The 25,326-nt window shown below is 65.9% G+C and carries 29 protein-coding genes and 1 other RNA gene; 11 read left to right on the top strand and 19 right to left on the bottom strand.

Going from position 1 to position 25,326, the window contains the following annotated elements; all coding sequences use genetic code 11:
• Window positions 1-29 precede the first annotated feature (29 nt).
• The gene (locus ACWEO2_RS22280) at window positions 30-719 is read left to right on the top strand and encodes a S1 family peptidase (protein ID WP_452407066.1); all 690 of its coding nucleotides are present in this window, start codon (window positions 30-32) and stop codon (window positions 717-719) included.
• Here ACWEO2_RS22280 and ACWEO2_RS22275 read toward each other — a convergent pair.
• A complete protein-coding gene (locus ACWEO2_RS22275; RefSeq protein WP_452407065.1) occupies window positions 668-1,540 on the bottom strand; it encodes a helix-turn-helix domain-containing protein in 873 nt (290 codons plus the stop codon). The two genes, ACWEO2_RS22280 and ACWEO2_RS22275, sit on opposite strands and share 52 nt — an antisense overlap.
• A gap of 130 nt (window positions 1,541-1,670) precedes the next feature.
• Here ACWEO2_RS22275 and ACWEO2_RS22270 point away from each other — a divergent pair, with 130 nt between their 5' ends.
• Complete coding sequence (locus ACWEO2_RS22270) at window positions 1,671-2,084, top strand: hypothetical protein (protein WP_452407064.1); 414 nt, start codon at window positions 1,671-1,673, stop codon at window positions 2,082-2,084.
• Between the two features lie 212 nt (window positions 2,085-2,296).
• Here ACWEO2_RS22270 and ACWEO2_RS22265 read toward each other — a convergent pair whose 3' ends face one another.
• The gene (locus ACWEO2_RS22265; protein WP_452407063.1) at window positions 2,297-2,719 is read right to left on the bottom strand and encodes a hypothetical protein; all 423 of its coding nucleotides are present in this window, start codon (window positions 2,717-2,719) and stop codon (window positions 2,297-2,299) included.
• Between the two features lie 277 nt (window positions 2,720-2,996).
• On the opposite strand from ACWEO2_RS22265, the gene ACWEO2_RS22260 reads away from it, so the two are divergent.
• Window positions 2,997-3,413: a pyridoxamine 5'-phosphate oxidase family protein gene (locus ACWEO2_RS22260; RefSeq protein WP_452407062.1), complete on the top strand. Its 417-nt coding sequence runs from the start codon at window positions 2,997-2,999 to the stop codon at window positions 3,411-3,413.
• 1 nt (window position 3,414) lies between these two features.
• On the opposite strand, the gene ACWEO2_RS22255 is transcribed toward ACWEO2_RS22260, so the two are convergent.
• Window positions 3,415-3,993 carry an NUDIX domain-containing protein gene (locus tag ACWEO2_RS22255; RefSeq protein ID WP_452407061.1) on the bottom strand — a complete coding sequence of 193 codons (579 nt, stop codon included), beginning with the start codon at window positions 3,991-3,993 and terminating at the stop codon, window positions 3,415-3,417.
• A 504-nt stretch (window positions 3,994-4,497) separates the two neighbouring features.
• Here ACWEO2_RS22255 and ACWEO2_RS22250 point away from each other — a divergent pair.
• Window positions 4,498-4,728: a hypothetical protein gene (locus ACWEO2_RS22250; RefSeq protein WP_452407060.1), complete on the top strand. Its 231-nt coding sequence runs from the start codon at window positions 4,498-4,500 to the stop codon at window positions 4,726-4,728.
• A 186-nt stretch (window positions 4,729-4,914) separates the two neighbouring features.
• Here ACWEO2_RS22250 and ACWEO2_RS22245 read toward each other — a convergent pair whose 3' ends face one another.
• The 5 genes from ACWEO2_RS22245 to ACWEO2_RS22225 form a co-directional block, all read right to left on the bottom strand.
• Complete coding sequence (locus ACWEO2_RS22245) at window positions 4,915-6,018, bottom strand: FAD-dependent monooxygenase (protein ID WP_452407059.1); 1,104 nt, start codon at window positions 6,016-6,018, stop codon at window positions 4,915-4,917.
• Between the two features lie 423 nt (window positions 6,019-6,441).
• Complete coding sequence (locus ACWEO2_RS22240) at window positions 6,442-6,726, bottom strand: hypothetical protein (RefSeq protein ID WP_433725392.1); 285 nt, start codon at window positions 6,724-6,726, stop codon at window positions 6,442-6,444.
• A 53-nt stretch (window positions 6,727-6,779) separates the two neighbouring features.
• Complete coding sequence (locus ACWEO2_RS22235) at window positions 6,780-7,325, bottom strand: YncE family protein (protein WP_452407058.1); 546 nt, start codon at window positions 7,323-7,325, stop codon at window positions 6,780-6,782.
• 305 nt (window positions 7,326-7,630) lie between these two features.
• Window positions 7,631-9,238 (bottom strand): RNB domain-containing ribonuclease, encoded by a 1,608-nt coding sequence (locus tag ACWEO2_RS22230; RefSeq protein WP_452407057.1) that lies wholly within the window; start codon window positions 9,236-9,238, stop codon window positions 7,631-7,633.
• An 18-nt stretch (window positions 9,239-9,256) separates the two neighbouring features.
• Window positions 9,257-9,589: a hypothetical protein gene (locus ACWEO2_RS22225; RefSeq protein WP_354961969.1), complete on the bottom strand. Its 333-nt coding sequence runs from the start codon at window positions 9,587-9,589 to the stop codon at window positions 9,257-9,259.
• Window positions 9,590-10,021: 432 nt separating this feature from the next.
• On the opposite strand from ACWEO2_RS22225, the gene ACWEO2_RS22220 reads away from it, so the two are divergent.
• Window positions 10,022-10,411 carry a hypothetical protein gene (locus ACWEO2_RS22220; RefSeq protein WP_452407056.1) on the top strand — a complete coding sequence of 130 codons (390 nt, stop codon included), beginning with the start codon at window positions 10,022-10,024 and terminating at the stop codon, window positions 10,409-10,411.
• A 203-nt stretch (window positions 10,412-10,614) separates the two neighbouring features.
• Here ACWEO2_RS22220 and ACWEO2_RS22215 read toward each other — a convergent pair whose 3' ends face one another.
• Window positions 10,615-11,532, bottom strand: a complete 918-nt coding sequence (locus ACWEO2_RS22215; RefSeq protein WP_452407055.1) for a slipin family protein — start codon at window positions 11,530-11,532, stop codon at window positions 10,615-10,617.
• A gap of 101 nt (window positions 11,533-11,633) precedes the next feature.
• An RNA gene (gene rnpB, locus ACWEO2_RS22210) (RNase P RNA component class A) lies at window positions 11,634-12,049 on the bottom strand.
• Window positions 12,050-12,155: 106 nt separating this feature from the next.
• Here rnpB and ACWEO2_RS22205 point away from each other — a divergent pair.
• Complete coding sequence (locus tag ACWEO2_RS22205) at window positions 12,156-13,043, top strand: alpha/beta hydrolase (protein ID WP_452407054.1); 888 nt, start codon at window positions 12,156-12,158, stop codon at window positions 13,041-13,043.
• A gap of 309 nt (window positions 13,044-13,352) precedes the next feature.
• Window positions 13,353-13,871 carry a TrmH family RNA methyltransferase gene (locus ACWEO2_RS22200; protein WP_452407053.1) on the top strand — a complete coding sequence of 173 codons (519 nt, stop codon included), beginning with the start codon at window positions 13,353-13,355 and terminating at the stop codon, window positions 13,869-13,871.
• A 123-nt stretch (window positions 13,872-13,994) separates the two neighbouring features.
• On the opposite strand, the gene ACWEO2_RS22195 is transcribed toward ACWEO2_RS22200, so the two are convergent.
• The 4 genes from ACWEO2_RS22195 to ACWEO2_RS22180 form a co-directional block, all read right to left on the bottom strand.
• Entirely contained in the window at window positions 13,995-14,201 is a 207-nt protein-coding gene (locus ACWEO2_RS22195) for a hypothetical protein (RefSeq protein WP_452407052.1), read from the bottom strand.
• Between the two features lie 590 nt (window positions 14,202-14,791).
• Entirely contained in the window at window positions 14,792-15,148 is a 357-nt protein-coding gene (locus ACWEO2_RS22190; protein ID WP_355189888.1) for a hypothetical protein, read from the bottom strand.
• 324 nt (window positions 15,149-15,472) lie between these two features.
• A complete protein-coding gene (locus ACWEO2_RS22185) occupies window positions 15,473-15,643 on the bottom strand; it encodes a hypothetical protein (protein ID WP_452407051.1) in 171 nt (56 codons plus the stop codon).
• Window positions 15,640-15,873 (bottom strand): hypothetical protein, encoded by a 234-nt coding sequence (locus ACWEO2_RS22180; protein WP_355189890.1) that lies wholly within the window; start codon window positions 15,871-15,873, stop codon window positions 15,640-15,642. Before ACWEO2_RS22180 ends, ACWEO2_RS22185 begins: the two co-directional genes overlap by 4 nt.
• A 530-nt stretch (window positions 15,874-16,403) precedes the next feature.
• On the opposite strand from ACWEO2_RS22180, the gene ACWEO2_RS22175 reads away from it, so the two are divergent.
• The gene (locus tag ACWEO2_RS22175) at window positions 16,404-16,925 is read left to right on the top strand and encodes a DUF6879 family protein (RefSeq protein WP_452407050.1); all 522 of its coding nucleotides are present in this window, start codon (window positions 16,404-16,406) and stop codon (window positions 16,923-16,925) included.
• Entirely contained in the window at window positions 16,922-17,764 is an 843-nt protein-coding gene (locus ACWEO2_RS22170) for a helix-turn-helix domain-containing protein (protein WP_452407049.1), read from the top strand. The genes ACWEO2_RS22175 and ACWEO2_RS22170 overlap by 4 nt, the downstream gene beginning before the upstream one ends.
• A gap of 143 nt (window positions 17,765-17,907) precedes the next feature.
• On the opposite strand, the gene ACWEO2_RS22165 is transcribed toward ACWEO2_RS22170, so the two are convergent.
• The 5 genes from ACWEO2_RS22165 to panB form a co-directional block, all read right to left on the bottom strand.
• Entirely contained in the window at window positions 17,908-18,864 is a 957-nt protein-coding gene (locus tag ACWEO2_RS22165; protein ID WP_452407048.1) for a CHAD domain-containing protein, read from the bottom strand.
• Window positions 18,865-18,867: 3 nt separating this feature from the next.
• Window positions 18,868-19,830, bottom strand: a complete 963-nt coding sequence (gene pip, locus ACWEO2_RS22160) for a prolyl aminopeptidase (RefSeq protein WP_354962002.1) — start codon at window positions 19,828-19,830, stop codon at window positions 18,868-18,870.
• Complete coding sequence (locus ACWEO2_RS22155; RefSeq protein ID WP_452407047.1) at window positions 19,830-20,282, bottom strand: hypothetical protein; 453 nt, start codon at window positions 20,280-20,282, stop codon at window positions 19,830-19,832. The genes pip and ACWEO2_RS22155 overlap by 1 nt, the downstream gene beginning before the upstream one ends.
• Window positions 20,283-20,401: 119 nt before the next feature.
• Window positions 20,402-21,262, bottom strand: a complete 861-nt coding sequence (locus ACWEO2_RS22150; RefSeq protein WP_452407046.1) for a phosphotransferase — start codon at window positions 21,260-21,262, stop codon at window positions 20,402-20,404.
• A 7-nt stretch (window positions 21,263-21,269) separates the two neighbouring features.
• Window positions 21,270-22,127, bottom strand: a complete 858-nt coding sequence (panB, locus tag ACWEO2_RS22145) for a 3-methyl-2-oxobutanoate hydroxymethyltransferase (RefSeq protein ID WP_452407045.1) — start codon at window positions 22,125-22,127, stop codon at window positions 21,270-21,272.
• A gap of 184 nt (window positions 22,128-22,311) precedes the next feature.
• Here panB and ACWEO2_RS22140 point away from each other — a divergent pair, with 184 nt between their 5' ends.
• Window positions 22,312-23,847, top strand: a complete 1,536-nt coding sequence (locus ACWEO2_RS22140) for an alpha/beta hydrolase (protein ID WP_452407044.1) — start codon at window positions 22,312-22,314, stop codon at window positions 23,845-23,847.
• A 137-nt stretch (window positions 23,848-23,984) separates the two neighbouring features.
• Window positions 23,985-25,325 carry a glutamine synthetase family protein gene (locus ACWEO2_RS22135; protein WP_354952463.1) on the top strand — a complete coding sequence of 447 codons (1,341 nt, stop codon included), beginning with the start codon at window positions 23,985-23,987 and terminating at the stop codon, window positions 25,323-25,325.
• Window position 25,326: the final 1 nt, after the last annotated feature.

Below are 25,326 nucleotides of genomic sequence, written 5' to 3'. Positions count from 1 at the left end.
AGCGCTTTTCGAGAGGGAGGGTAGTTGCCGTGAAGTTCGCAATGCTCGCACTGGCCGCGACCGCGGTGGGTTTCGCGGGGGCCGGTACTGCGCAAGCGGCGGGAAATGCCGTGGTCGGCGGAGGTACCGGTCTGGTCTTCGATAGCAACGCGGTGTGCTCGCTGACCGCCATCGGCTACGACAGCGCCGGGCGACTGGTCGGGCTCACCGCAGGGCACTGCGCCCCGACCGGCGCGCGATTGGGCGCCGAGCAGTTCCTGGACACCGGCGTGATCGGCACCGTCGCATACTCCGATGAGGGCGAGGGCTTGGACTTCGCGGTGCTGGAATTCGATCCGGCGAAGGTCACGCCGGCGCGCAATATCGGCCCGACCACCATCGCCGGGTTCGCCGCCGCACCCGTCCTCGGTGAACCGGTGTGCACGAGCGGGCGCAGCAGTGGATTCGACTGCGGCATCGTGTGGGGCACGCTGGAGAGTGTCGTTATCAACCAGTCCTGTTCCAGGCCCGGCGATTCCGGTGGTCCGGTCACGGTGGGTGATCGACTGGTGGGTATGAATCAGGGGCGGCTGACCAGTCTCGGCGGCCTCGGGTTCAATATTCCGTGCACCTTGGGCGCGAATCCCATTCACTCACCGGCATTTTTCGCGCCGATCGATCAGATCCTTCAGGCCGTGGATGCCACCGGTGGTGTCGGCAGCGGATTCCAGCCCATCTGATCGGATGTGGAGTTCACCGCCGCGAGCCCGCGCAGGGTTTCGGCGGTGAATGCGTCCAGGGGGTAGAACAATTCGATCGCGAGCTCAGAGAGCGTGATATCGGCGGGTGCGCCGAAGGTGGCCATGGTGCTGAACATGCGCAGTTCGCCGACCGGGGTCCGAATACGCAATGGGACCTCGAACGGACTCGGTTGTGCCGCATCGTCATCCGGTTCTTCACGGTAGTCCGGCGGCAGGGGATAGGCGGCGACCTCGTCGCACAGTGTCCGCAGCTCGGCGTCACCGGTCGCATTGACCTGGTGAGACAGTCGCTCCAGGAACAACTCTCGCACCTGGGTCAGGTTGGCGAGTCGGCCCGAGAGGCCATCGGGATGCAGCACCAGCCGATAGACATTCGGCCGCGGCAGCAGCAGTTCGTCGGGGATGCCGGTCATGAACAGGCCCATCGCGGCATTTTCACTGACCACATTCCACAGCCGGTCCACCACGACCGCCGGATAGGGTTCGTGCGCGGTCAGCATGATGTCGAGCGCGGAACGGACCGAGGCCAGGCCCGCGTCATCGAGGCTGCTCTCCCGATAGGCGGGCGCGTAGTCGGCGGCCAGCAGCAGGGTATTGCGCTCGCGCAGTGGCACCTCCAGTGCATCGCAGAGCCGCAGGATCATGGCCCGACTCGGCTTGGCCCGTCCGGTCTCCACATAGGAGATGTGCCGTGCGGAGCTGTCCGCCGATAGCGCCAGGTCGAGCTGACTGAGTCTGCGCCGCTGCCGCCAGGCACGCAGCAATGCGCCGACGCGCGTATCCGTCCGAGTTGATGCCACCCGAGCAGGCTAGTCAGCGCCGCCTGCGCTCGGCCATGACCTCCGAGGTTATTGAGACCAGTACCTCGAACCGGGCATGGTCGGTGCCGGGAGCCGATCGGCTGCCATGGATCGACCTCAGGAGAGGGATATGAGCACGTCGACACCGAACACCCGGCCCGCGTCGGACACCACTTTCTTGCGGACCGTGCTGCGCCTGGACGGATGGGGAACCGGGGCCTTCGGCGTCGTCATGTTCGCCGGAGCGGCGGCGCTGAGTGGACCGTTGGGGCTGCCGACGGCCTGGTCCATTCCATTCGCTGTCGCGATGATCGGCGGCGGGCTCGCACTGTTGCTCATTGCCGGGTATCCGGAGCTGGTGCCGGGCCACGCGAGCGCGGTCGTCGGCGTCAACGCGGTATCGGCGGTGGCACTGGTGGTGTTGGCGTTCTCCGGTGTCCTGGAGTTGACCGGGCTCGGGGTGGTGTTCCTGCTGATCGGAGCGGTGTGGGTTGCGGTATTCGCGGGCCTGCAGGCCCGTGGGGTGCGCCGGGCCGGGCTGTGAGTGCGGCCGCTGTCGGTGACTTGGGGCGAGCGCACTGAGCGACGTGATCGTTCGGCCACCCAACCCGACGTCACGGGGTGCTGTTGCTGACTGCGACGCGGCTGTCAACCCTGAACTTGGTGAGGTGCTGGCGGCGCCGAGCGATGTGCGCGCTCACGTTGAGTCGCCGCTCGCGCGATACCGGTCCGTCGGCCCGAGACAGGTGGGCGGGTTCATCGCAGTCGACCGGTGCGGTTGGTGATCCGGTCGGCGGGAGTCGCCTCGGTGTGGGTTTGATGCGGCTCCGCGTGTCGTTCGCGGGCGAGTTCGAGCATGGTCAGTCCGGTTTCGCGGATGAGGCTGTCCAGATCGTCGAGCATTTCGGCGATGGCATCGCGGGTCGTCTGCAATTCCTCGGAGCTCGGATCGCGCCGGTCGAAGACGCCGCGGAGCTTATGTAGTCGGAGTCCGACATCGAAGAGGCGGCGCACCAGCCGATCACTGGAATCGGCGAATGCGGTCGCACCTGCGGAAAGCTCATTGGTGGGGACGAAGGATCGTCGCGGCTTGCGCCGTGGGCCTCGGCCGACGCCCATGCGAATGCCGGGAAGTCGGCGGGAGTCGCTCTGCGCGCTCGACCGCGCATTGTCTGGCATAACATTCCTCCTGAGTCAGCTGATTCGCATCGGTGGCCACGTTTCGGGACCCGGAGACCTGGGTACCCTAAATCGCGCGATACTGCGCCAGTGATCGGGTCCCCGGGGAATTCGATACTTCTGTACCACTTTTCGTTGTATTCATACGGTAATCACTTGGTACACAACAGGATCTGGATCTCATTCATTCCGCGTTCGTCGTGTCCGAGCTCCGCACGTGGTGTGCTGATCGAATAAGGGGGCTGCTTCGCATGGCGTGCGGGTGGACAATGGGGGTATGACAGTAAACGGTGTGCGGGAGTCACGCGAACTGTCGGTCGATGCGTCGCTGCATCTGCTCGGCACGATCGGATTCGGTCGTGTTGCGTTCTCGCGCTACGCGTTACCCGCTATTCGGCCGGTCAGTCACGCGGTTGTCGATGACCAACTGGTGCTCTACGCCGACTCCGCAACAACCAGTTCGCTCGATCGTCAGGTGGTCGCCTACGAGGTGGACACGATCGATCACGAAACCTCCCTTGGCTGGTGTGTGATCGTGACCGGGATTGCCGATACCGTCCGCGACCAACACGAAATCCTGCGCTATCAGCAGTTCTTGCCGGAGCGCACGGTCGGGGCGGGTGATCGGGTGACCAGGATCCTGCCCGATATCGTCACCGGCATCGAATATATCGCCGAGGACGCCGGACGGTAACCTAACGGTCCGGGATCGGTTCGGGGAGTAGGGGTTCGAGCTTCGCCAGGAAGCGGGCGAAGTGCGGGTCGGCGTCGCTGCGGTCGAAAGTATCGATCTCCCACCAACGCGACTCGCTGAATTCACCTGGGTCCAGGGTGTATCCGCGGGTACGGTCGCCGCGGATGACATACCAGAGGCTGACATCCTCATGGCCACTGTCGATTCCGACGGTCGTGGTCACAGTGAGAAACAGCGGTTCGGTTCCGTTGACGGTGAACTCGGCGTCGATACCCAACTCCTCGGCCGCCTCGCGTCCGGCGGCGGCCAGCGGATGTTCGCCCGGCGCGATATGACCGCCGGTCGGCAGCCACAGTCCGGCCAGCCGATGGCGGCCGAGCAGGACGCTGCGGGTTCGCGGGTCGACGAGCACCACGTAGGAAACCAGATGCCGTGTGGGAGTATCGGGTTTGACTCGACGAAATACATCGTCGGTGGCGGCGAGCCAGGCCAGCGTTTCCGCGATGTGCTGGCGTTCGAGCTCGTCGAGCGGATCGATGGCGTCGACGATATCGGCGACGGCGGCGGTCGCGAGGTTCATGGCAGGCGACAGTAGCGGCAGACACCGACAGATCCGCCTGCGGCGAATCAGTCCAGGACGAGCCTGGTGGTGTAGACCCCCGCGCGATTGTGTGCGTCGGCCGCCGCTTCGAGCTCGATCGAACACATTGCACGTCGGGGCCGCGAACTACCGCTGGTTCCGCGATAGCGACGACAAGGCTGGTTGACGCATCGCATGCGGCGATCGCGTGACTACACGGTGCCCGCCCTACGGTCTCGTCCTGTGGCTTTGCGGTCCACGCCCGACGGCGCAGCCCAGGCTTCGATGTTGCCGTGCCAGCCCGTATCAATGACGAACAACCGAGCTTGCGTCGCTCGTTGCCAGTGTCCAATGTTAACGATTCCTTGACGTCGAATGCTCTGCGGAGAACCGGTTTTCGTGGGCTAATGCTGATCGACGGGGTATGAAAACCGTGGAATCGGCGTTGCCGGATCGACATCGGGGTTCGGGGATGTAGTCCGGCTGTCTGAAAGGTGGGCTGCGATGAACGGGAAGGTACTCGACGTCGTGTTGATCGTCGTGCTGGCGGTCGTGTTCTTCGGGTTCGCGATCTTCCACCCGGGCCTGGGCAATGCCGTTGTGGCCTGGGTGGGATTGGTCGGGCTGGGGTACTACAACTCGTTCGTCAGGCACGACCCAGCGCTGGAGCGGGAAACGCCCGATCCGGGCCGTCCGCTGGACCACCACCAGACCTTGCGTCCGGGTTGGCGGTGAGCATGTGTGAGGCACCTCCCGGCGTTGCCGGGCGGTCCGGTCCAGCGCCGGTGCGACCGGCGCTCCGCCCATAGGATCGGGCGGCGGGTCGGTGCTCGGGTAAGCCAGGGTCGTGGTGGTTGTCGCGGAAGGTCCCTGCGGCGATTTCCGCCACCCGGTCCAGCCCACTATCGGCCGGGAGGACCGTCAGCCCGGCAGCAATCGCAGGGCAGCATTGCGTGCGGCGATACCTGCGGACGTGGCCGGGACCAGGAACGCTTTCGCCGCCCAGACACCCCGCTGGGCCCGGCTGACCACGCGGCGGTGTTGCTGCTCGTAGCGCTGCAATGCCACCACCACGTCACCGGGTGCGCCGGTGAGTTCCTCGGCAAGCGCGTAGGCACCGATCATAGCGTTGGACGAACCGTCACCGAACAGCGACACGCACGAGGCCGCATCGCCGACCAGCACAACCGGGCCCCGCGACCACTGCCGCAGGCGCACCCGGCTCACCGCATCGCAATACAGGTCACCGGCCGCACGGACCCGTTCGACGGCATCGGCGAAAACGCCTGAGTTCCCGGTGAATTCCGCAGCCACCAGCCGTTTGTGCAACGGTAGATCCCGCGGACTGAACTCGGCCACCGCCGCGTGCCGGAACATGAACACCACCCCGCCGGCGGGATGCGTACCCACCACCCGTCCTGGCGTGTTGTACAGCACCACATCGCGGTCATCACCGTCGTAGTCCGCCAGCGGCAGCGTCGCGACATACATGCCCAAATGCCGGACGAACTGTTCCTCCGGGCCGAATGCCAGCCGCCGCACCGACGAGTGCAGACCGTCGGCTCCAACCACCAGATCGAACCGGCCCGAACCGCCCCCGGCGAAAACCACATCCACACCGCCGGGGTCCGGGGCGAGGGCGGCAATGGAGTCGCCGCACCGGATACGCGCGTGCTCCTGGGCCGCGTCCAGCAACGCCGCGGCCAGCTCGGCGCGTCCGACTTCCACCTCTTGATCACCGGCTGAGCCTTGAAATGCGCTCAACCGCACCGCGGCCCGCGGCGCACCGCCGGCGTCCACGAAGACCAGCCGCCGCGCACCGGTCGCGGCCTCGCGCAGCCGCGGCATGATCCCCATCCGCTCGGCCACGCCGACCGCCGCGCCCTTCACATCGACCGGACTGCCGCTGGAGCGCTGCAGGGAAGCACGCTCGACCACCGTCACATCGAACCCGGCGCGGCCCAGCCAATACCCCAGCGTGGCCCCCGCGATCCCGGCCCCGCTGACCAGCACCGACCTAGCCACAGTCAACACCGGCCTCGCCCGGCGCACACGGGTCGCCGGCACGCCTTCCGACGGCGCGGCGGTTCATCTCCTGCTCACGCGGCATAGCGATATCGACTGCTGGCCTTAGCGCCATTACGTCCACTGTCTCCCGATCCGAGCCCAGGATCCCGCGAGTTCGGGCCTGCGCTGCCGACCAGACTTCCCGGCGCACCACCAGTAAAGATGCCGTATCAGCCGGGGCCGGGGCAAGCCGGACACCGTGACGACCACAGCCCCTCGGCCGCCTCGCGCGGCCCGAGGTGAAGGTTCGTCGGTCCTCGCGCGACGACACCGGCGGTGTTTGCATGAGCGACCACGAGTTATGTTGGCGCATAGCGAGATACCGGTGCAGAGCATCGCGAAACCATGCTGGAACTCGACACCAGGTTCGCCTGCCGCGGATCAGTCCAGAACGACCGGGCGCAACCTGGTGGTGTAGACCCCCGCGCGATCGAGCGCATCGGCCGCCGCGTCGAGCTCGATCGAGACCTCCTCGAACACTTCCCGCGCCCCCGCGATGCAGTAGGCCGGGGTGGTGAGCGCCCCGATGCCCTCGGTATCTACCAGCATCCCCGAAGTTTGCAAGGATCCGTAATCCGCATCCAATTCGGCCAGTTCCCCGCGAAGTTCGCGCAGCCGATCGAACAACCGCTGCCGTCGAATCTCCAGTGCCAGTGGATCGGTCATCGCACGCTCCTCGAGTCGGCTGTATCGCTCGCTGCCCGCAATCTACCGCCGAGCTATGTCGACGGTTCGAACTCCAGCAGCACCGGTCCACCACCCTGGCCCTTCGGAAGTGGGAAGAAGCTGTGGTGCGTATCCGGATCGACGGCAACCGTATGCGCGCCCTCGGCAAGGTGATCGGATGCGATGGCGATGGTGTGTCCGGCGCGCTGGTCGAACAGGCTCACCCACCCGCTCTCGGCGGCCACATACAGCCGGTGGGCCGAGTCGTCGTAGACCAGCACATCGGGAGTCCGGCCGACGCTGTTCGCATCGATGACGGTGCGGTGCGTGAGATCGACGGTGACCAGCTGGGCATTGTCCTCGCACTCGACGAACATCAGCCGGTCGGCCGCATCCGGTGCCTGCCCGTGCGGTCCGGCGCAGCCGGGTATCGGGATGCGGTCGGTCTCCGTCAGCGTCTGCGGATCGATGACGGCGAGATCGGCGCGGCCCTGCACCGCGACGACCATTCGGTCGGTATCGGAGTCATAGACGACATTGCCGACCTCGCCGCCCAATTGCACCGTGCCATGGACGGTTCCGGTCTCGGCGTCGATCACGGTTTCGGTCCCGGCACGCTGGTTGGTGGTCCATACCGCGTCGCGGCGCGGATCGTAGGCGAGTCCGTCCGGATAGTCACCGGTCGGTGAGGTGCGCAGGATCGTGCCGTTATCGGAGTCGATGGTCGCGAGTTGGTTGCGTCCGGTCGCGGTCGGTCGCCACCATGACGATCGCGCAGGTCAGGGCCATCGGCCAGGTCGGTCGCATCGAGCCTCCCGTCGAAGGCAACCGTGGGTTCAGACTAGTCCGGGAGCGGATAGGGGGCGTGGATCCGGCCAGCGCACGGGTGCATCCGACGGTACGGTCAGACCGGGAAGGTGAAGCCGACCTTGCGGGTCGTGGGGTCCGCGGCGATCAGGCGCACCCGGACCTTCGAACCCTCGGGTGGTGCGCCCAGGCAGGGGCCGACCACGGGTGGGTCGGCGACGAAGACTTCGGCGGGGCGGCTGCCATTGGCTTCGCGTACCACCACGGCATCGAAGACCGTGCCGCCGCGTTCGGCGAGCAGGGTGGCCTCGGTCAGGTCGATGCAGGCCCGTTCCACCTTGCCCGCGATGCTGTCGCTGCGCTTCATCGAGTCGGCGGTGGGGACCAGGCCGTCGCGAACCCATTGCGGCACTTCGGTTCCGGCGCAGCGGGCCAGGCAGATCTCGGTGGCGAACCGGTCCGCGAGGCGACGCAGCGGCGCGGTCACATGCGCGTACGCCGCGCCGATCGCGCTGTGCTGCAGATTGTTGGACGCATTGTTTCCGGATCGAGCGCCGTTCGTCGATCGCGGGCCGCCGGTCGCCCGGCCGCTTCCGGCCTCCTGCCCGCCGCCGGTCGGTCCACCGCCAACCGGTTGCCCACCGCCGATTGCCGCCGCGCCGCCGGTTGGCGCACCACCCGCCGCTGCGATGCCACCGTCGAGCACGGTGTAGGCGGCGCCTCGCAACAGCGTGGTCGCTTCCGACATCAGCACCAGCGTCGCGGGCGCCTTCGGATCCAACCCGGCCAACATCCGCCCGACGGATTCGTCCGCGGGCCATTCGACCCCGAGCGCCGCGGCGGTCCTGCGCATCGAGTCGATCGCCGATCCCGTGGGCGGCGGCATGGTCCGCAAGAGTGCGATGCGCGCACCGGCATCGGGTGCGCGATCGGATCCACTGCCGTTCAACATGATTCGCGCCGCACACATACCGGTGAGCAGTGAAACCTGCTCGTTCCAGTCGTCGGCCGGGGTGCGCGGTTCGACAACGAGGCGCCAGTGCCCGTCGGCGCTGTCGTCGCGGATAATGCTCTGGGCGGGCAGTCGCAGCCCGATCGCGCCGCGCGCCAGCCCGGCCTCGATGCGCCGCGTGCCGAATTCCGGCAGGGCCGCGATCGAGGGATGCAGGCGGTTCGCGTCGGCGTCGGTCTGGACGCTCGCGTAGTCGAGCCGGGCCCGGGAGCGCACGGTTGCCCGGACCACCGAGAACCGTTGCGGTTCGGCGTTCTCATCACATTCGATGGTCCACAGGGCGGCGGGCCTGGTCTGCTCGGGGAGCAGGCTCGCGGAGTTCTCCGACAGGATCGTCGGATGCAGCGGCACGGTGCCGTCGGGGAGATAGAAGGTCTGGCCGCGAATACCCGCTTCTCTGGCCAGTGGGCCAGCCGGGTCGATGACGGCGCCGACATCGGCGATCGCGTAATGCACGGTGAAGCCGGATGCGGTGCGTTCGATATGTACCGCCTGGTCCAGATCCATGGCGCCGGGCGGGTCGATCGTGACGAACGGAATATCGGTGCGATCACTGCGCTGGCCCGCGAACGCATCGAACGCGTCGCGGGCCGCCGCGGTGGCCTCGGCGGGATACGCCGAGGCCAATCCGAATTCGGATCGAATGGCACCGAAATCGACCGGTGCCGAGACGATCCGCTGATGGAGTTCCACGGTTTCGCAGTCGTGCTTCTACTGCAGTGCCAGCATGGTGCCGTTCAATTCATTGAGCGGACCGTACACAGTAAAGGTCACCCGTCCACCCGGGACACTGGCCGAGACGTCCGCCGCGGCGTCGAGTGCCTCGCCGAACGACGCCGCCGACGGATGCGGCAGACCGGCGATGGCCTGCCCGATGTGATTCTGGTGCACCCAGGCGGTGTCGGCCGAGTTGAGGTCGACCTGGACCCCACCCGCCAGCGGGGTGACCGCGACCGCCGAGGCGGATCCGGTGCCCAGCATGGCGAAAACCGATGCGGCGCCGGCAATCAACGCACCGGCGACCAGTGAACGAACAATCCGCATAAAGTTTCAGACCTGCTTCCATGATCGAAGAATGGGGAGGGTTCGTGGCGGCCCGGCTACGGGGCTTACCAACGGCGCCTACTCTATGACGTCGATCACGTTCAAGGCCAGTTCCCGCCGAAGCGACATACCGAACACGCCGAGCCGGGCGTCGCCACACCGTGACTGCTAGGGTTCCCCGGCGTGGCGGGGTTTGCCTTTCCCCGCACATTCGCAAGTGTCCCGTACGTCGACAATTGGGAGTTATCCACTGATGTCAACGATTCTTTTCGATTACCTGATGCCGCTGCTCGGTCCCGAGCAGGCGTCGTATTGGGCTCAGGTGTTCATGGTCAACCCGCTCTGACCTCACCAGCACCGATGCGGTGTTCGTCGCCTTCCGTTAACCACACGGGAGGCGGCGTTTCCCAAGTGCAGCTAGCATCCCGCTCCGTGACCAGAACTACCGCCGCGATCGCGGCAAGCTCCGCCGTATTCGCCCTGCTCATCGCTGGTTGCAGCGATGACAAGTCCTCCTCCACCGCCGCCTCTGCATCCGGCGCCGCAACCACTTCGGCGGCCAACGCGGCTGGCTCTGAAACCCTGGATAGTGTCAAGGCAGGGACGTTCGTCGTCAGCTACCGCAGCGCCTTCCCCAAGCTCGCCGATGGCAAAGACGATGCCAAGATCCGCGACGTTTTGGTCGAGACATGCAAGGACATCAAGGGCGGCAAGAGCGAGGACGAGATCGTCCAGAACGTCATCAAGCGCACGAAGGGCAGCGCCGAGGCCTCCAAGGAAGAGGCCCAGGCGATCTACCAGATGGCGAAGATGCTCTGCTGATCAGCTTTTCGGGCTGATCATTCCTTCAGCCACGGCAGGTAATTGGGCAGGTATTTCAACACGTATCCGACGGTGATCATGACAATGATCGAGATCACTGGAATCAGTATGGACATCGGCCCGGTTTCCTTACGTTGTGCTACCGATGCGGGCTGTACGGCGCTGGACCGTCGCCGTACCCGTATCGGTATACGCCCGTTGTGTTACGAGCGCATGCCGTCTTGGCTCGTCGCGGGCGTGTTGCCCGAACCGAGTGCCGGGGTCGGTTCGGGTGGGGTGATCTCCGGTGCCGTCGATTCCGGTGCGGCCGGGGTGGGCTCGGACTCCGCCGACGTGCTACCTGCGGTGGTCGGCTCCGACGAGGTACGGCTGTCGAGGAAGCGCAGCAGTTCCACCGGGAACGGCAGCACCAATGTCGAATTCTTCTCCGCCGCAACCTGAACCACCGTCTCCAGCAGCCGCAGTTGCAGCGATGCCGGCGATTCCGACATCTGGGCGCCCGCCTGCGCCAACATCTTCGACGCCTGCAACTCGCCCTCGGCGGAGATGACCCGCGCCCGCCGTTCCCGCTCCGCCTCGGCCTGCCGCGACATAGAGCGCTTCAGCGAATCCGGGATGGAGACATCCTTGATCTCCACTCGGTCTATGTGGATGCCCCAGCTCAGTGCCGGGCTGTCGATCATGATCTCCAGGCCCTTGTTCAACTCCTCGCGGTTGGACAACAGGCTGTCCAGATCGCTCTTGCCGATGATCGACCGCAGCGAGGTCTGCGCCACCTGCCCCACCGCGAACAGATAGTTCTGCACCTCCACCACCGCGCAGACCGGGTCGATGACCCGGAAATAGACCACTGCGTCGACCCGGACGGTGACGTTGTCGCGGGTGATGCCGTCCTGCGCGGGCACCGGCATGGTGACGATCTGGGTGGAGATCTTGCGCATCCGGTCGACGAACGGAATCAGCATGCGCAGCCCAGGATCTCGGGTGCCGACCACCCGGCCGAACCGGAAAACCAGCCCCTTTTCGTATTGTGCGACGATGCGCGCGCTCATCGCGGTGAGCACCCCGCCCGCGATCGCCCCGACCCCGAAGATCGCCCCGATAATGGCAAGAATATCCATGGTTACACCCCGTAGGAAGTGCCTGACCGCACCGAATACCGGATCGACGGTCCACTTCCATCATGGCACTGGATGCCCCGGTGGGCACTGGATTACGGGGGCGGGCGAGTTGGCCTGTAAGCCGGATCCTGTCCCCGGTTCACACCGGGTGACGGCCATCCATCTGGACACACCGTTGCCGGGTGCCTCGAGCGGTCCACCCGCAGGCTCGGGCGAGCAACCCTCGAACACCTGCGCAGCCGCATCGCGAACGATGCGACCTTCGACCTTGCTCCGGGCGGGGTTTACCTAGCCGCCCCGGTCACCCGGGGCGCTGGTGCGCTCTTACCGCACCGTTTCACCCTCACCGCACGATCCCGGAGGATCGTGGGCGGTCTGTTTTCTGTGGCACTGTCCCGCGGGTCACCCCGGGTTGCCGTTAGCAACCGCCCTGCTCTGTGGAGTCCGGACTTTCCTCGGTGCCGGGCGGCAGCACTCGCGTGCCCGTTCCCGTCACCGCGGCCGCCCGGCCAACTCGTCCGCAGCGTTTAGCCTACTTTGATCACGGGGTACCTTGTTCACTGGCCTGACTGGTGACCGGTCGGGGGGTAGTAGTTCGGACCGAAACAGTACGGTGAGGTGCCATGGAACGTGTCGAGGTCAGTTTTCCCTCGGGCAGTGAGCAGTGCGCCGCCTGGCTGTATCCCCCCGACGGCATTCCCAAGCCCCGCCCGCTCGTGGTGATGGGGCACGGCCTGGGGGGCAACCGAGAAATGGGTCTGGATCGGTACGCCCGCCGGTTCGCCGCCGCGGGCATGGGCGTGCTGGTATTCGACTACCGGCACTTCGGTGCCAGCCAGGGTTCGCCGCGCCAGCTACTACATATCGCCCGGCAGCGTGCGGACTGGCGCTCGGCCATCGCGTACGCACGGACGCTGCGCGGCTTCGACGCCACTCGAATCGCCCTGTGGGGCACCTCATTCGGTGGCGGCCATGTGCTGGCCGTCGCACCCGACGACGACTACATTGCGGCCGTGGTCGCCCAGGTTCCGTTCACCAGCGGCTGGGCCTCGGCCATGGCGAAGGGGCCGACCAGTCTGACCAAGGTCGCAACCATCGCGGCAACCGATCTGCTCATCGGCCCGATTCGGCGCAAGCCGGTTCGTATCCGGCTGGCCGGGCGCAAGCGCGCGGCGGCGCTGATGAGCGCGCCGGATGTGCCGGAGGGATATGGCAGGCTGGCCGAGGAGAGCGAGACCTACGAGCCGAAAGTCGCTGCCCGCGTTGCCTTCTCGACACTGTTCGATTCCCCCGGCCGCCGGGCCAAGGCGCTGAAGATGCCGGTGTTCTACGCGATCGCCGACAACGACAGCATCGCACCGCCCAAGCCGACGCTGCGCGCGGCCGAACGTACCAAGCACGCGATCGTAAAGCGTTATCCAGTAGGACATTTCGACCTCTACTTCGATGACGTCTTCGAGCAGACCGTGTACGACCAGACCGAATTCCTGGTATCGGTGCTGCGCCCCTGACCTGATACCCCGTCCAGCCAGCTCCTTGCCATGTCGCCCCCTGGGGCCAGGGGGCGGTCGAAGGTAGTCGGATGGTGGTCGCCCAGGCCGCATTCGACGCCATACGACTACGCTCGGCGAGCAGCGGGAGGGGGTAGTGGAGGAGGGCACTGGCTGTCGCGGTGATGCCGACGGTATTCTGGGGCCACCGGACCGGTCGATCATGACCGGCCATGTCGATGGCCCGGATGCGCCGCGAAGCATCACCGCGATGAGAATCGTTGTCTGCCAAGTCTTTTGCTCCCTCGGGAAGGGTATTCCCGCGCGTCGGTGACGGCCGCGCGGGTGCGCACCCGCCCCGAACTCCGGCGCCAGCGTCGTCCGCGGGCGCACGGTTGCTGGAACCATCTGCTCGCCGCACCGCTGTGGCCCAAACACGGCGTCAATCTCGGTACCCTGCTGCGCACCTGCGATGCGGTCGGCGCCTGCCTGGCGGTGCCCCGCCGACCATGGGTGCCGGACGCACTGAACCACGGAAATACGCTGCGGCACCGGCAATGTGTGCACTGGATCGACGGCCGCGTCGACCGCTGGCTGGCCCGACAGCGCACCGGCGGTTCGGCAATCGTCGGCGTGGAACTGACCGACGAATCCATCCGCCTCGCCGACCTCCCCGTCGCCCGCAAACGCACCATCATCGTCCTCGGCCACGAATCCACCGGCATCCCACCCGAAGCCCTGGAACTCCTCGACACCGCCGTCGAAATCCCCATGGTCGGCACCGGCCACAGCCTCAACGTCGCGGTCGCGGGCTCGTTGGTGCTCTACAAACTCGCGGGGCTGTCTTGATCCGCGTCGATTCAGGCCGCAACGCCGTTATCGACCCCACGGGTGGATCACATCGTCCGCCTGTTCTGAGGCCTCTGGCCAGGTGTACGCCTGTCTGCGCTGGGTTGCTGCTTCCCTACGGGGTCACTCGTCCGGGGTGTATTCGGCGTACTGCCCGGACTTGGGGAAGGTGGCTATGGCCAACTCTCGGGCAGCTTGAACCAATGCGTCTATGGCCCGATGCTCTGGACCGAGATACCGGCCCGCCTCCTCTGTGATCTCTTGGAGCTGATCTCGCAGCCTCGCTGAGGTTTCCTTGTCGAGTGCGCCGGGGGGTTCCGTGGTAGGCATGCCGTTCCTCTGGTCAGAATCGGTTAGAGCACTTGGAGGTTGGTACCTCCACGGTGCCGGATGCGTTGTAGGTGAATTGGTGCCCCTGAATCTTGCCCCGTATTCCGACGCTGACGCGCCATCTCCCGGCGTAGCACGGGGCCGACACCGTGTAGGAGTGTCCACCGGCCCGGTACGGCGGCGGGACCCTGGAATCGGTCCGGGTGGAGGCAATCTCCCACCGGCCGCCCTCTTCGTGCTCCAGCGCCAAGGTAACTATGTGTTCGTCCGGTGGGACATCACAGGCGGCAAGACCGTCCCGCGGTGATCTGCGGCGGTAGCACTGTCGGCGCGCTCTGCGTGAATTCGAAATCGCAGCTGAGGGCAGCGTGGGCCGGTCCGGGTGCCGACCGTAGCCGCGGGCTCGGAAAGAGGGCACGTTGACGTCGGTTCCCGGTCGCGCAGGTGGCGGGGCACGGACCAGGCAGCGAAGATCCTCGAACGGACCGTGCCGGACACACCCGAGGGGCGTATCTAGCACCAAGCTCGCCAGTCGAGTGGGCGTTGACTTTTGCCGGAGCCCTCAAAGTTTCCAGTGGGCTCCAGCCCGTTCAAGGACGGCGCTCGGCCACCACCCGAAACTCCTCGGCGTACGGCCCTGTGACCTCAAACGTGACCGTTGCTGGTTCCGCCGCGTCACCATCAGACTCCGGGCCAGCTGGGACGATGGACCTTGCCAGTTCTCGAAGTCCGTCTAGCGTCAGTGCGTCGAAACCTCGTTGTTTCCAATGGTATTCGAGCGGTGAGGGTGGACTGTCGGCCGTATCGAGCAGTGCGAGCAACAGATCCTCCCAGCAGATCACGTCCCCGTGCCCTTGCTCTGCGGCTATCTCGGCGGCGCGGCGCAACGCAGCGATGACGCTGGCGTTTGCCCCAGTGATCGTGGTTACCGACTGGTGTTCGGCCATGGCCGACACCTTATCGGCCGTAGCGGCTATTGCCGCTGGACTCGAAGATTTCCCACCCGCTGGATTCGCGGCCTCCGACACACCAAATTCGGATGGTCTTCCCCGGTGCTGGACACATCACCTTGTCCTCTCTGGTCACCGGTTGCTCGGCGCAGCGGACCACTATCCCGCCCGACTGCTCGCACATTTCGATCGTGATTGCCGATGCTGGGGAGGTCACCAGCACCAGCACGGCTGTAGCGGCTGCAACGATAAAGGCGAGTCGTGAAATGTTGTACCGCAAGGGATTTCCTCATTCCTTGTGCCTGACCAGCCGGGAGCCGGTCAGTACTCCCGTGACGGGTCGGGCTCAATCCCGCCCGTGTCCTCGCGTTCGATCCGTTCGCGGATGCCCCAGACGGTGCGGTCCTGGGAAATCCGTTCCGGCCACACGATCACTCCGACCATCACCGCCAGCGGCAGGCCGAAGCACACGACCCACCCGAGCGTGATCACGGCAAGTCTCGGAGCAGTCGCAGCACTTTGGCGCATGTCTCGGCGGCTGCGGGCTCGACAGGGCTGAGATCGTGATTCACGACGGCAGCACCTGGAACCCTGCGAGGGAGACTCCCTTGAAGGCCCAACTCCAGATAGAACCCTGGCCCTTCGTCGTTGTCCTCGTCGCCGTAGTCGGTGACCTCCAACAACCCACCTGGAAACACGAACAGTCTCGTGCGCCTATCCATCTCGACTCCTGTAGTCCGGTGCTGGTAGGCGCCCCGTGACCGGTTGGCGTCACATGTCACGGGGGCCAGCTCCGACGCTAAGGAGCCGCAGCGGATGACAGCCAGGAGTGTGCACAACTGTGCTCAGATTCGCCTATCAGTCCACAAAGTCGGCTAGACCGGGGGATCATGTCTCTAGCGCGGGAAAACTCGTGCTCAGAAATAGACAGGGGGCAGAACGATGCGCCTACAGTTCCTCGGTAAAGGTGGTTCGGACGTTGGAGGGTGCCCGACGCTGTACGCCACCGACCAAAACTCTTATCTCGTCCAGGGATGGGAGACAGCTACCCCGGAAACCATCGAAATCCCGCACCTGCTAACGGGATTCGCTGAACCGGATACGTTCATCGGGTCGGCTATGACCGACACCGGCCGGGGTACGTTCACCCTGTCCGGCCGACCAGTCATCCAGCCTGAGACCCTGGCTCAGCTCGACCTTGCACCCAACGAGACAGCGATTGAAGTTCCGAAGATCAGGAGGACGTTCTACGGTGCTCTACCTTCAGCATGAGCCGCCGGACTGGGTCGCTCTGTTCCGCGATTGCAAGGCTGAAGCGTTCCATCTTGAAGTTCGGGACGCCTACGCCGTACCGACTGAGTCGGACCGTTTTCGCCGGTTCCTCGCCGGAGAGCCCGCGTTGCCGGACGAGCACAAGAACCGTTGGAACGATCTCATCCGGGAGACGACCGGACGGGGTGTGACTGTCAGCCGGGTACGTGTGGTCACGGTTCCGCATACCGACTATCACCGTTGGTTGCTGTCGGTGACCGATACGAACACAGCGGCAGGTGAGGACATCCGGTACGTGCCCCGGCATCTCGCCGGGGAAGTACCCCCGGATGACTGGTGGCTCATCGACAACGAGCGCGTTGTCTACAACCTTGTGAACGAGCAAGGGAAGCCATCGGGTCTGGCTGTGACCGCTGACCCGGGAATCGTCGGCTACTCCCGGGGAGTGAAAGAGCGACTGTGGGAGCTGGCTACCCCGTACGCGGAGTACGTCAGCCAGTGAGCAGTGTCCACGATGCGCGGGAAGCTCTCGGGGTGCGTCTCCGGGAGCTTCGCCGTACGGCCGGGCTGACCAACCGCAAGCTGGCCCAGCTCTCAGGCTGGCATGAGTCGAAGGTGTCCAAGATCGAATTCGGACGGATCAAACCGTCCGATGACGACATCCGGGCGTACTGCGAACATGCAAACGCCAGAGACCAACTCCCAGACCTGTTGGCTACCCTCCACAACATCGAGGTTGCCTACCTCGAATGGCGGAAGATCCTCGGAACCGGGCTGAAGCGTCGGCAACAGAAGTCGCTGAAGCTCGAAGCGGAAGCAACCCACATCCGTGACTATCAGCCGCAGATCATTCCCGGCCTCTTGCAGACGGCTGAGTACGCCGAGGCCAAGCTACGCCGGGGTATCCAGTTCCATCAGGTACCCGACGATGTAGACGAAGCCGTGTCGAAGCGGATGGAACGGCAACGCATCCTGTATCAGCGTGACCACCTGTTCCACTTCCTGATTGCTGAGCAAGCGCTCTACACCACCGTTGGCACCGATGCCGTCATGATCGGCCAGCTTGACCGGCTGGCCTCAATCCTCGGAATGCCCAGGGTCACTATCGGCATCGTTCCGGCCACGGCCGAGGCCCTTGTGGTGTCCACCAACTTCGCCATGTTCGACAACCGGCTGGTCATGGTGGAAGGAACAGCCGCGGAGCTGACCATCACGCAGCCACGCGAGATAGCGACCTACGGCCGCGCATTCAAAACCCTTGCCGGACAGTCTGTAACCGGCGAGGCTGCACGGAAGTTGATCGGGGCAGCACTCGACAAACGACGCGGACGGCGCCCTTAGGCGCGGTATCGCCGGTCCCGGGGTTGCCCCGATCATGTCGCGGGCTGACTCCCTGTCACCGATGGTTTGGCAGAGTATCGAACGCGCGACCATAGACTGCTAGCGGACCTCGGACCCGACCGGGTGCCGAAAAGCCGAGTGACTCACCCGGAAACGAACGCCGCTGCGGCCGGATATTTGGCCAGGGCTTCGCCCGCGGCGATCTCCTCGGCGTCGGCGAGTAGTTCATAGATCGTCGCGTTGACCCCGGTGGCGTGGGTCGCGGTGGCGCGCGCCAGGATCGCGTCGCGGGAATCGACGGCGTCACGGTGGTCGCCGAGTACGGTTTGCAGGCGTTTTGCCTCGGTGCCGAGATCCTTTGCGGCACTACCGAGTACGTCGACGGCGCCCTCGCAGCAGTAGCGGAGGCGTTTGGCGCTCTTGCGGATATCGTGCAGCAGTTCGATGCGTTCGTCGGCCGAGACGGTGGGTTCGGCGTAGACCAGCCGCCGTAGGCGCTTGCGGTCCTTGCGCAGGATGCGTTCGAAGACCTCGGCGGCCGGGATTTCGGCCCGGTGTGCGTCGAGGGGCGGATGTGTGCGCCAGGCCGAAAGTTCTTGGCGCAGTGTGTGATAGCGCTTGTCGTCGAGGGCGGTAAGGATTTCGGCGTGCGCGCTGGCGTATCGGGCCTTCTCGGCGTCGACCAGTTCGGTTCGAACGTATTCGGTGGTGCCGGGGACGTATCCGTCTCCGGCGGATCGCGCTACGGTCACGCCCGCCGCGGCCTCGGCCGCCCTGGACTCCGTTGCCAGCCGCGCGAATTCATCCTGCGGCGCATGCGCGGCCAGCAGTGCCGCGAACCGATCCGCGCGCACCTCGGCGTCCCTGGCGACGCCGAGCAGACCCGCCAGCCACTTCAGCTCCTCCTGCATGGTGGCGATCGGCGCGGATTCGAAAAGGCTGCGATATGAGCGCAGTACGCTGCGCAGCCTGCGCGTTGCGACCCGCATCTGGTGTACCGAATCCCAGGCGTCGGCACGGACTTTCGGTTCGGCGGCCAGCAGCCGGTCGACATCGTCGCGTAGCGCCGCGATGATGGCGTCTCCGGCTGTGACCCGCATATCTCAGCTCACTTTCGCGAATCCGTCGGTCGCCTCGACGAGGTGGTGGGTGATGCCGGGTTCGGCGGCGGCATGTCCGGCGTCATCGACGATGTGCAGTACCGAACCGGGCCAGGCGCGGTGCAATTCCCAGGCACTGGTGGCCGGGCACACGACGTCGTGGCGGCCCTGCACGATGACGGCCGGGATGTGTGCAATGGTACCGATATCGCGCAGCAGCTGCCCCTCGTCGAGGAATCCGCCGTTGACGAAGTAGTGGTTCTCGATCCTGGCGAATGCCAGTGCGAACCGCGGTTCGGCGCTGTCCTGCACCCGATCCGGTTGCGGCAGTAGCGAACTCGTCGCGCCCTCCCAGGTGGACCAGGCGACCGCAGCCGCGAGCGCAACCTGCTCATCGGGGGAGTGCAGCAATCGGTGATACACCTGCACCAGATCGCCGTCGCGCTCGTCCTCGGGCACCGGGGCCAGGAACTTCTCCCACTCGTCCGGGTAGATGTTGCCTGCCGCGCCGTTGTAGTACCAGTCGATTTCCTTGCGCCGCAATAGAAAGATCCCGCGCAACACCAGCTCGGTGACTCGCTGTGGATACCGCTGGGCGTAGGCGAGCGCGAGGGTGGAACCCCAGGAGCCGCCGAATACCTGCCAGCGGTCGATGCCGAGGTGGGTGCGCAGCGCCTCGATATCGGCGACCAGATGTGCGGTGGTGTTGGTCTCCAGACTCGCCCCATCGGCGATGTGCGGGGTCGACCGGCCGCAGCCGCGCTGATCGAGCAGCACGATCCGGTAGGCCGCCGGATCGAAGAACTGGCGGTGGAACGGTTCGGTGCCGCCGCCGGGTCCGCCGTGCAGGAATACCACCGGTTTGCCGTCCGGATTCCCGCTGACCTCCCAGTACACGGATTGGCCAGCGCCCACGTCGAGCATGCCGGTGTCGTAGGGCTCGATCGGAGGGTAGAAAGTACGCATCAGAAGGCGAGTCCCGACGCGAGATCGTTCAGTTCCAGCGCCTCCAGCGCCTGCTGGCGCACATCGGCGCAGCTCTTGGTGGTGATCCGGTCGATCATCGCCTTATCGGCGAGCACATGGCCGTTGATGCCACCATTGCGCAGCGCCCATTCGTGCACCAGCGCGTTGTATCCGATCCGGCCGAGCGTCGGCCCCTGCACCCGCCAGTTCGACAGCTCGGGACGGATCATGTCGCACAGCTGGGTGGCCGAGGCATCGGAGATCTCCAAGGTCGTCGGGGCCGCGCCGGTGGTCTTGCCCGGCGCGGCGCTGGCCGTCACCGATCCGGTGGTCGAGCTAGAGCTGCCGGTCGGCGTCGGGTTCGAGCCGCTTCCGCAGGCGGTGAGTGCCGCGGCGGCGAAAATACCCGCCACCACCAGCGTGCTGCGTGAAATCCAACCGGGTTGCGCCATTGGTACCTCTGCTCGTGTCGATATTGTCGGCTTCGAGTCTGCCATTATTTGCCGCGTGTGGCCCGCGCGAGTTTGCTGGGCACCGCCGTGCCGCGGCGGATCCGCCCTGGTCGCGGTGGTCAGCGAAATTTCGTGCGCAGATCGTCCAGCAACCCGTGGAGGAAGCGGGCGAAGCGGGGTGACGAGGCGTCGATGGCGCGCCACGGATGCAGGGCGACCAGTGGGGCCAACCGGTCGGCGAGTGCGATCTCGGTGTCGGAGACGGCGCCTGTTCGCCGCCACCGGTCGAGGTATTCGGTGCGGTGCGGGCCGCGCAGCACCCGCCAGGACAGGAAGGGGTGGGTGAGCACCGCGTCGCCCCAGTCGAACAGCATGCCGGTGGCCGCGGCCGACCCGGTGAAGACATTGCCGGGGTGCAGATCGTTGTGTTCGATACTCAGCCTGCCGAATTCGGCGAGCGCCGCCGCGGCTTCGGTGATCGCGGCGCCGAGGCCGGGGATGCGCGGCTCGAAGTGGCGGTAGACCGTGATCAGTTGGGGCGGTGGCAGATACGGTATGCCGGTGGCGCGCAGATCATCGATATGGTCGGCCATCGCCAGCTGGAGATCGGCGTAGGAGCGGACCAGCTCGGTCCACACGGCCTCGGAGTCCGGCGCGGTGGTGCCGCCGTCCGGGCTGAGCAGCCAGCCGTGATCCGCTTGCACCGCAATGGGTTCGAGCACACTGCCGGGACGCAACCGGGACAATGTCTGCAACAGCGGACCTTCGTGTGCGCACGCGCGCGAGTTGGCCTTCAACCACACCGGACCCGCATCGGTCGGAATGCGGACGATAAGCGACCAGGCGCGCCGTCGCGTTTCCTCCGGTGCGCCAACGATTTTCACACCGTGTTCGGTGAGAATCCCGGTGGCCCAGTCGAGCATCGGCCACACGGGCTGGCCGAGCAGCGCCGCGGGAGCGTGCACTGCCCGGCCGGTCATCGTGAACTCAGAAGCTGTGCTCGGGACCGGGGAAGGTCCCGCGTCGCACCTCGTCGGCGTAAGCGGCCGCGGCGGAACGCAGTTCATCGCCGATATTGCCGAAACGCTTGACGAACTTGGCGGTCTTGCCCGAGGTGTAGCCCGCCATATCCTGCCAGACCAGCACCTGCGCATCGCATTCCACGCCAGCGCCGATGCCGATGGTCGGGATGGTCAGCTTGCGGGTGACCTGTCCGGCCAATTCGGCGGGCACCATCTCCATCACCACGGAGAACGCACCAGCCTCCTGCACCGCGATGGCATCGGCGATGAGCTGCTCGGCGCCGTCGCCGCGCCCCTGCACCCGGAAACCGCCGAGGGTGTTGACGCTCTGCGGGGTGAAGCCGATATGCGCCATGACCGGAATACCGGCCGAGGTGATCAGCGCGATCTGCTCGGCGACCCGCTCACCGCCCTCCAACTTCACCGCGTGCGCGCCGCCCTCCTTCATGAACCGGGTGGCGGTGGCCAGGGCCTGCTGCGGCGAGGTCTCGTAGGTGCCGAACGGCAGATCAGCCACCACCAGCGCGTGCGGTGCGCCACGGACCACACCGCGGACCAGCGGAATGAGCTCGTCGACGGTGATCGGCACGGTGGTGTCGTAGCCATAGACGACATTAGCCGCGGAGTCGCCGACCAGCAGCACCGGAATTCCGGCCTCTTCGAAGATGCGCGCGGAAGAAAAGTCGTAGGCGGTCAGCATGGACCAGCGCTCGCCATCGGCCTTCATCTGCTGCAGATGATGCACCCGCGTCTTGCGCTTGGCCGCCTTGGTCGTGGCCGGGGCAGCGCCGTAGGCAGGGGTTTCCGAATCGGATACGGACATCATCGTCCCTTTCGTGGTTGTCGCCTCGAGGCCCGTGCGGGTCCCCGGGTTTGGATGACCAATTCAGTCTGCCACCCGCGTGATCGCGGCTTAAGGGCGTTAACGGTGCATTTGGTCACAGCTGTGCCCGTGTAGTCGGACGACCCGGAACCGGAGCGCACTCGGTGGTGGCAGGATCTTTGACATGTCTTTGGTGCGGAGTGGGCGCGGTGTGCTGATCGCGGTGGCGTTGACGGTGGTGGTGGCCGGGTGCGCGGCCACGAAGGACGAGCCGGGCCAGCCGTTGCCCGCACCGCCCGCGGGCCTGGAAAAGTTCTACAGCCAGACCGTGAACTGGGGTTCCTGCGACGACTTCGGCTCCGCGGACGACCGCCCCGCGCCGAAGGCCGAGTGCACGCGCATCAATGTGCCCGTCGACTACGCCAAGCCCGACGGCGCGACCGCATCGCTTGCGCTGACCCGAATCCCGGCCAGCGGCAAGCGAATCGGCTCGCTGCTGCTCAATCCGGGCGGGCCCGGGGTATCGGGCCTTTCGATATCGGGTATCGCGGGCAAGACACCCTTGGCTGAGCGCTTCGACCGAGTCGGCTTCGATCCGCGCGGGGTCGGCTCCTCGACTCCGAGCATCGCCTGTCTGACCCCGCAGCAGAACGACGCGGAACGGGCCGAACTGCCGACCGACAACACCCCGGATGGCATCGCCAAGGCCGAGGACGAGAACCGGCAGTTCGTCGGCCATTGTGTGGAGCGCACCGGCACGGAGTTCCTGTCCCATGTCGGCACCCGCGAGGTGGTGCAGGATATGGACGTCATCCGGGCGGTGCTCGGCGATCCGAAACTCACCTATCTGGGGTACTCCTACGGCACCAAACTCGGCTCGGCCTACGCCGAGAAGTTCCCGAACAATGTGCGCGCGCTGGTACTCGACGGCGCGGTGGACTCCTCGCAGGATCCGGTGCAGGAATCGCTGCGGCAGGCGGCCGGATTCCAGAAGGCCTTCGACGCCTATGCCACCGACTGCGCCAAGCAGGCGGACTGCCCGCTCGGCACCGATCCGGCCCAGGCGGTCGCGAAGTTCCGCGCGCTGGTGAATCCGCTGGAGACCAAATCCGCCTCGACCGCCGATCCGCGCGGGCTCAGCTACGGCGATGCCATCACCGGGGTGCAGCAGGCGCTCTACTCCGACGATTACTGGCGGGTGCTCACCCTCGGCCTGTCCGAATTGCGCAACGGGCGCGGCGACACGCTGTTGAAGCTCGCCGATCTGTACGACGGCCGCCGCGAGGACGGCTCCTACGACAACACGCAGGAGGCCTTCAACGCGATCCGCTGTGTCGATGATCCGCGCATCGACGATCGCGCGGTGGCGAGCCGTCAGGACGCCGAATACCGGAAGGCGGCGCCGTTCCTGGACGACGGCCGCGGCACCGGTGCGGTACCGCTGGAACTGTGCGCCATCTGGCCGGTGCCGAATACCAGCACACCGCACAAGGTCTCGGCACCCGGTCTGCCGAAGACGGTGGTGGTGTCGACCACCGAGGATCCGGCGACGCCGTATCAGGCCGGTGTCGACCTGGCCAACCAGCTGGGCGCCGCGCTGATCACCTATCAGGGCACCAGACACACCGCGGCATTGGTCGCGGGCAATCAGTGTCTGGACGACGCGGTTATCGCCTACCTGACCGATCTGACGATTCCGACGGCCGGTCTGACCTGCTGATTTCGCGCACCGTGCCCATTGTTGCCGCGCTCACGACGCGATCTTGGGCACGGTGCGATTCATTTCGAATGATGGGATTGCAATCCCTAAGCGTGTATGTAACACGGATTTAACGCCAGATGCTTACGCTCGGCGACATGGATCGCCAGAAGGAATTCGTGCTGCGGACGCTCGAAGAACGGGATATCCGCTTCGTGCGTCTCTGGTTCACCGATGTGCTGGGTTATCTGAAGTCCGTTGCCATCGCACCGGCGGAGCTGGAGGGTGCCTTCGAAGAGGGCATCGGCTTCGACGGCTCGGCCATCGAGGGCTTCGCCCGCGTATCCGAGGCCGATATGGTGGCGCGGCCGGATCCGTCCACCTTCCAGGTGCTGCCGTGGGCAACGAGCAAGGGCCACCAGCACTCCGCGCGCATGTTCTGCGATATCACCATGCCCGACGGTTCGCCGTCCTGGGCCGATCCGCGCCATGTGCTGCGGCGTCAGCTCAACAAGGCCGGTGACGTCGGCTTCAGCTGCTACGTCCATCCCGAGATCGAGTTCTTCCTGCTGGAGAACGGCCCGCAGGACGGCTCCATGCCGACCCCGGCCGATACCGGCGGGTTCTTCGACCAGGCCGTGCACGACTCCGCGCCCAACTTCCGCCGCCACGCCATCGACGCGCTGGAGTCGATGGGCATCTCGGTGGAGTTCAGCCACCACGAGGGCGCGCCGGGTCAGCAGGAGATCGACCTGCGCTACGCCGATGCGCTGTCCATGGCCGACAACGTGATGACCTTCCGCTATCTGATCAAGGAAGTGGCCATCGACGAGGGCGTGCGCGCGACCTTCATGCCCAAGCCGTTCGCCCAGTACCCGGGCTCGGCCATGCACACCCATATGAGCTTGTTCGAGGGTGAGGCCAACGCCTTCCACGATCCGGACGACCCGATCAACCTCTCGGAGACCGCGCGGGCGTTCATCGCGGGCATTCTCGAACACGCTCCGGAGATCAGCGCCATCACCAACCAGTGGGTGAACTCCTACAAGCGGCTCATCCACGGCGGTGAGGCGCCGACCGCCGCCTCCTGGGGCCGGTCCAACCGCTCCGCGCTGGTGCGCGTGCCGATGTACACCCCGAACAAGGCGTCCTCGCGCCGGGTCGAGATCCGCAGCCCAGATTCGGCCTGCAACCCCTACCTGACCTTCGCGGTGCTGCTCGCCGCCGGTCTGCGCGGCATCGAGAAGGGCTACACGCTGCCGCCGGAGGCCGAGGACGATGTGTGGTCGCTGACCGCCGCCGAACGGCGCGCCATGGGCTTCCGTGAGCTGCCGGGCACCCTCGACGAGGCGCTGCAGGCGATGGAGCGTTCGGAGCTGGTCGCCGAGACGCTCGGCGAGCATGTGTTCGACTTCTTCCTGCGCAATAAGCGCCGGGAGTGGGCGGACTACCGCAGCCAGGTGACGCCGTACGAGCTCAAGGAGTATCTCGGCCTGTAGG

The sequence above is a fragment of the Nocardia sp. NPDC004278 genome (assembly GCF_053602975.1).
This window is presented reverse-complemented; position numbering and strand designations above follow the sequence as displayed.

What these genes read in the sequence shown, in the direction of transcription:
- ACWEO2_RS22270 (WP_452407064.1), top strand. Translation starts at nt 1,671, where the DNA reads ATGAGCACGTCGACACCGAACACCCGGCCCGCGTCGGACACCACTTTC.
- ACWEO2_RS22265 (WP_452407063.1), bottom strand. Translation starts at nt 2,719, where the DNA reads ATGCCAGACAATGCGCGGTCGAGCGCGCAGAGCGACTCCCGCCGACTT.
- ACWEO2_RS22260 (WP_452407062.1), top strand. Translation starts at nt 2,997, where the DNA reads ATGACAGTAAACGGTGTGCGGGAGTCACGCGAACTGTCGGTCGATGCG.
- ACWEO2_RS22255 (WP_452407061.1), bottom strand. Translation starts at nt 3,993, where the DNA reads ATGAACCTCGCGACCGCCGCCGTCGCCGATATCGTCGACGCCATCGAT.
- ACWEO2_RS22250 (WP_452407060.1), top strand. Translation starts at nt 4,498, where the DNA reads ATGAACGGGAAGGTACTCGACGTCGTGTTGATCGTCGTGCTGGCGGTC.
- ACWEO2_RS22240 (WP_433725392.1), bottom strand. Translation starts at nt 6,726, where the DNA reads ATGACCGATCCACTGGCACTGGAGATTCGACGGCAGCGGTTGTTCGAT.
- ACWEO2_RS22225 (WP_354961969.1), bottom strand. Translation starts at nt 9,589, where the DNA reads ATGCGGATTGTTCGTTCACTGGTCGCCGGTGCGTTGATTGCCGGCGCC.
- ACWEO2_RS22215 (WP_452407055.1), bottom strand. Translation starts at nt 11,532, where the DNA reads ATGGATATTCTTGCCATTATCGGGGCGATCTTCGGGGTCGGGGCGATC.
- ACWEO2_RS22205 (WP_452407054.1), top strand. Translation starts at nt 12,156, where the DNA reads ATGGAACGTGTCGAGGTCAGTTTTCCCTCGGGCAGTGAGCAGTGCGCC.
- ACWEO2_RS22195 (WP_452407052.1), bottom strand. Translation starts at nt 14,201, where the DNA reads ATGCCTACCACGGAACCCCCCGGCGCACTCGACAAGGAAACCTCAGCG.
- ACWEO2_RS22190 (WP_355189888.1), bottom strand. Translation starts at nt 15,148, where the DNA reads ATGGCCGAACACCAGTCGGTAACCACGATCACTGGGGCAAACGCCAGC.
- ACWEO2_RS22180 (WP_355189890.1), bottom strand. Translation starts at nt 15,873, where the DNA reads ATGGATAGGCGCACGAGACTGTTCGTGTTTCCAGGTGGGTTGTTGGAG.
- ACWEO2_RS22165 (WP_452407048.1), bottom strand. Translation starts at nt 18,864, where the DNA reads ATGCGGGTCACAGCCGGAGACGCCATCATCGCGGCGCTACGCGACGAT.
- pip (WP_354962002.1), bottom strand. Translation starts at nt 19,830, where the DNA reads ATGCGTACTTTCTACCCTCCGATCGAGCCCTACGACACCGGCATGCTC.
- ACWEO2_RS22155 (WP_452407047.1), bottom strand. Translation starts at nt 20,282, where the DNA reads ATGGCGCAACCCGGTTGGATTTCACGCAGCACGCTGGTGGTGGCGGGT.
- ACWEO2_RS22150 (WP_452407046.1), bottom strand. Translation starts at nt 21,262, where the DNA reads ATGACCGGCCGGGCAGTGCACGCTCCCGCGGCGCTGCTCGGCCAGCCC.
- panB (WP_452407045.1), bottom strand. Translation starts at nt 22,127, where the DNA reads ATGTCCGTATCCGATTCGGAAACCCCTGCCTACGGCGCTGCCCCGGCC.
- ACWEO2_RS22140 (WP_452407044.1), top strand. Translation starts at nt 22,312, where the DNA reads ATGTCTTTGGTGCGGAGTGGGCGCGGTGTGCTGATCGCGGTGGCGTTG.
- ACWEO2_RS22135 (WP_354952463.1), top strand. Translation starts at nt 23,985, where the DNA reads ATGGATCGCCAGAAGGAATTCGTGCTGCGGACGCTCGAAGAACGGGAT.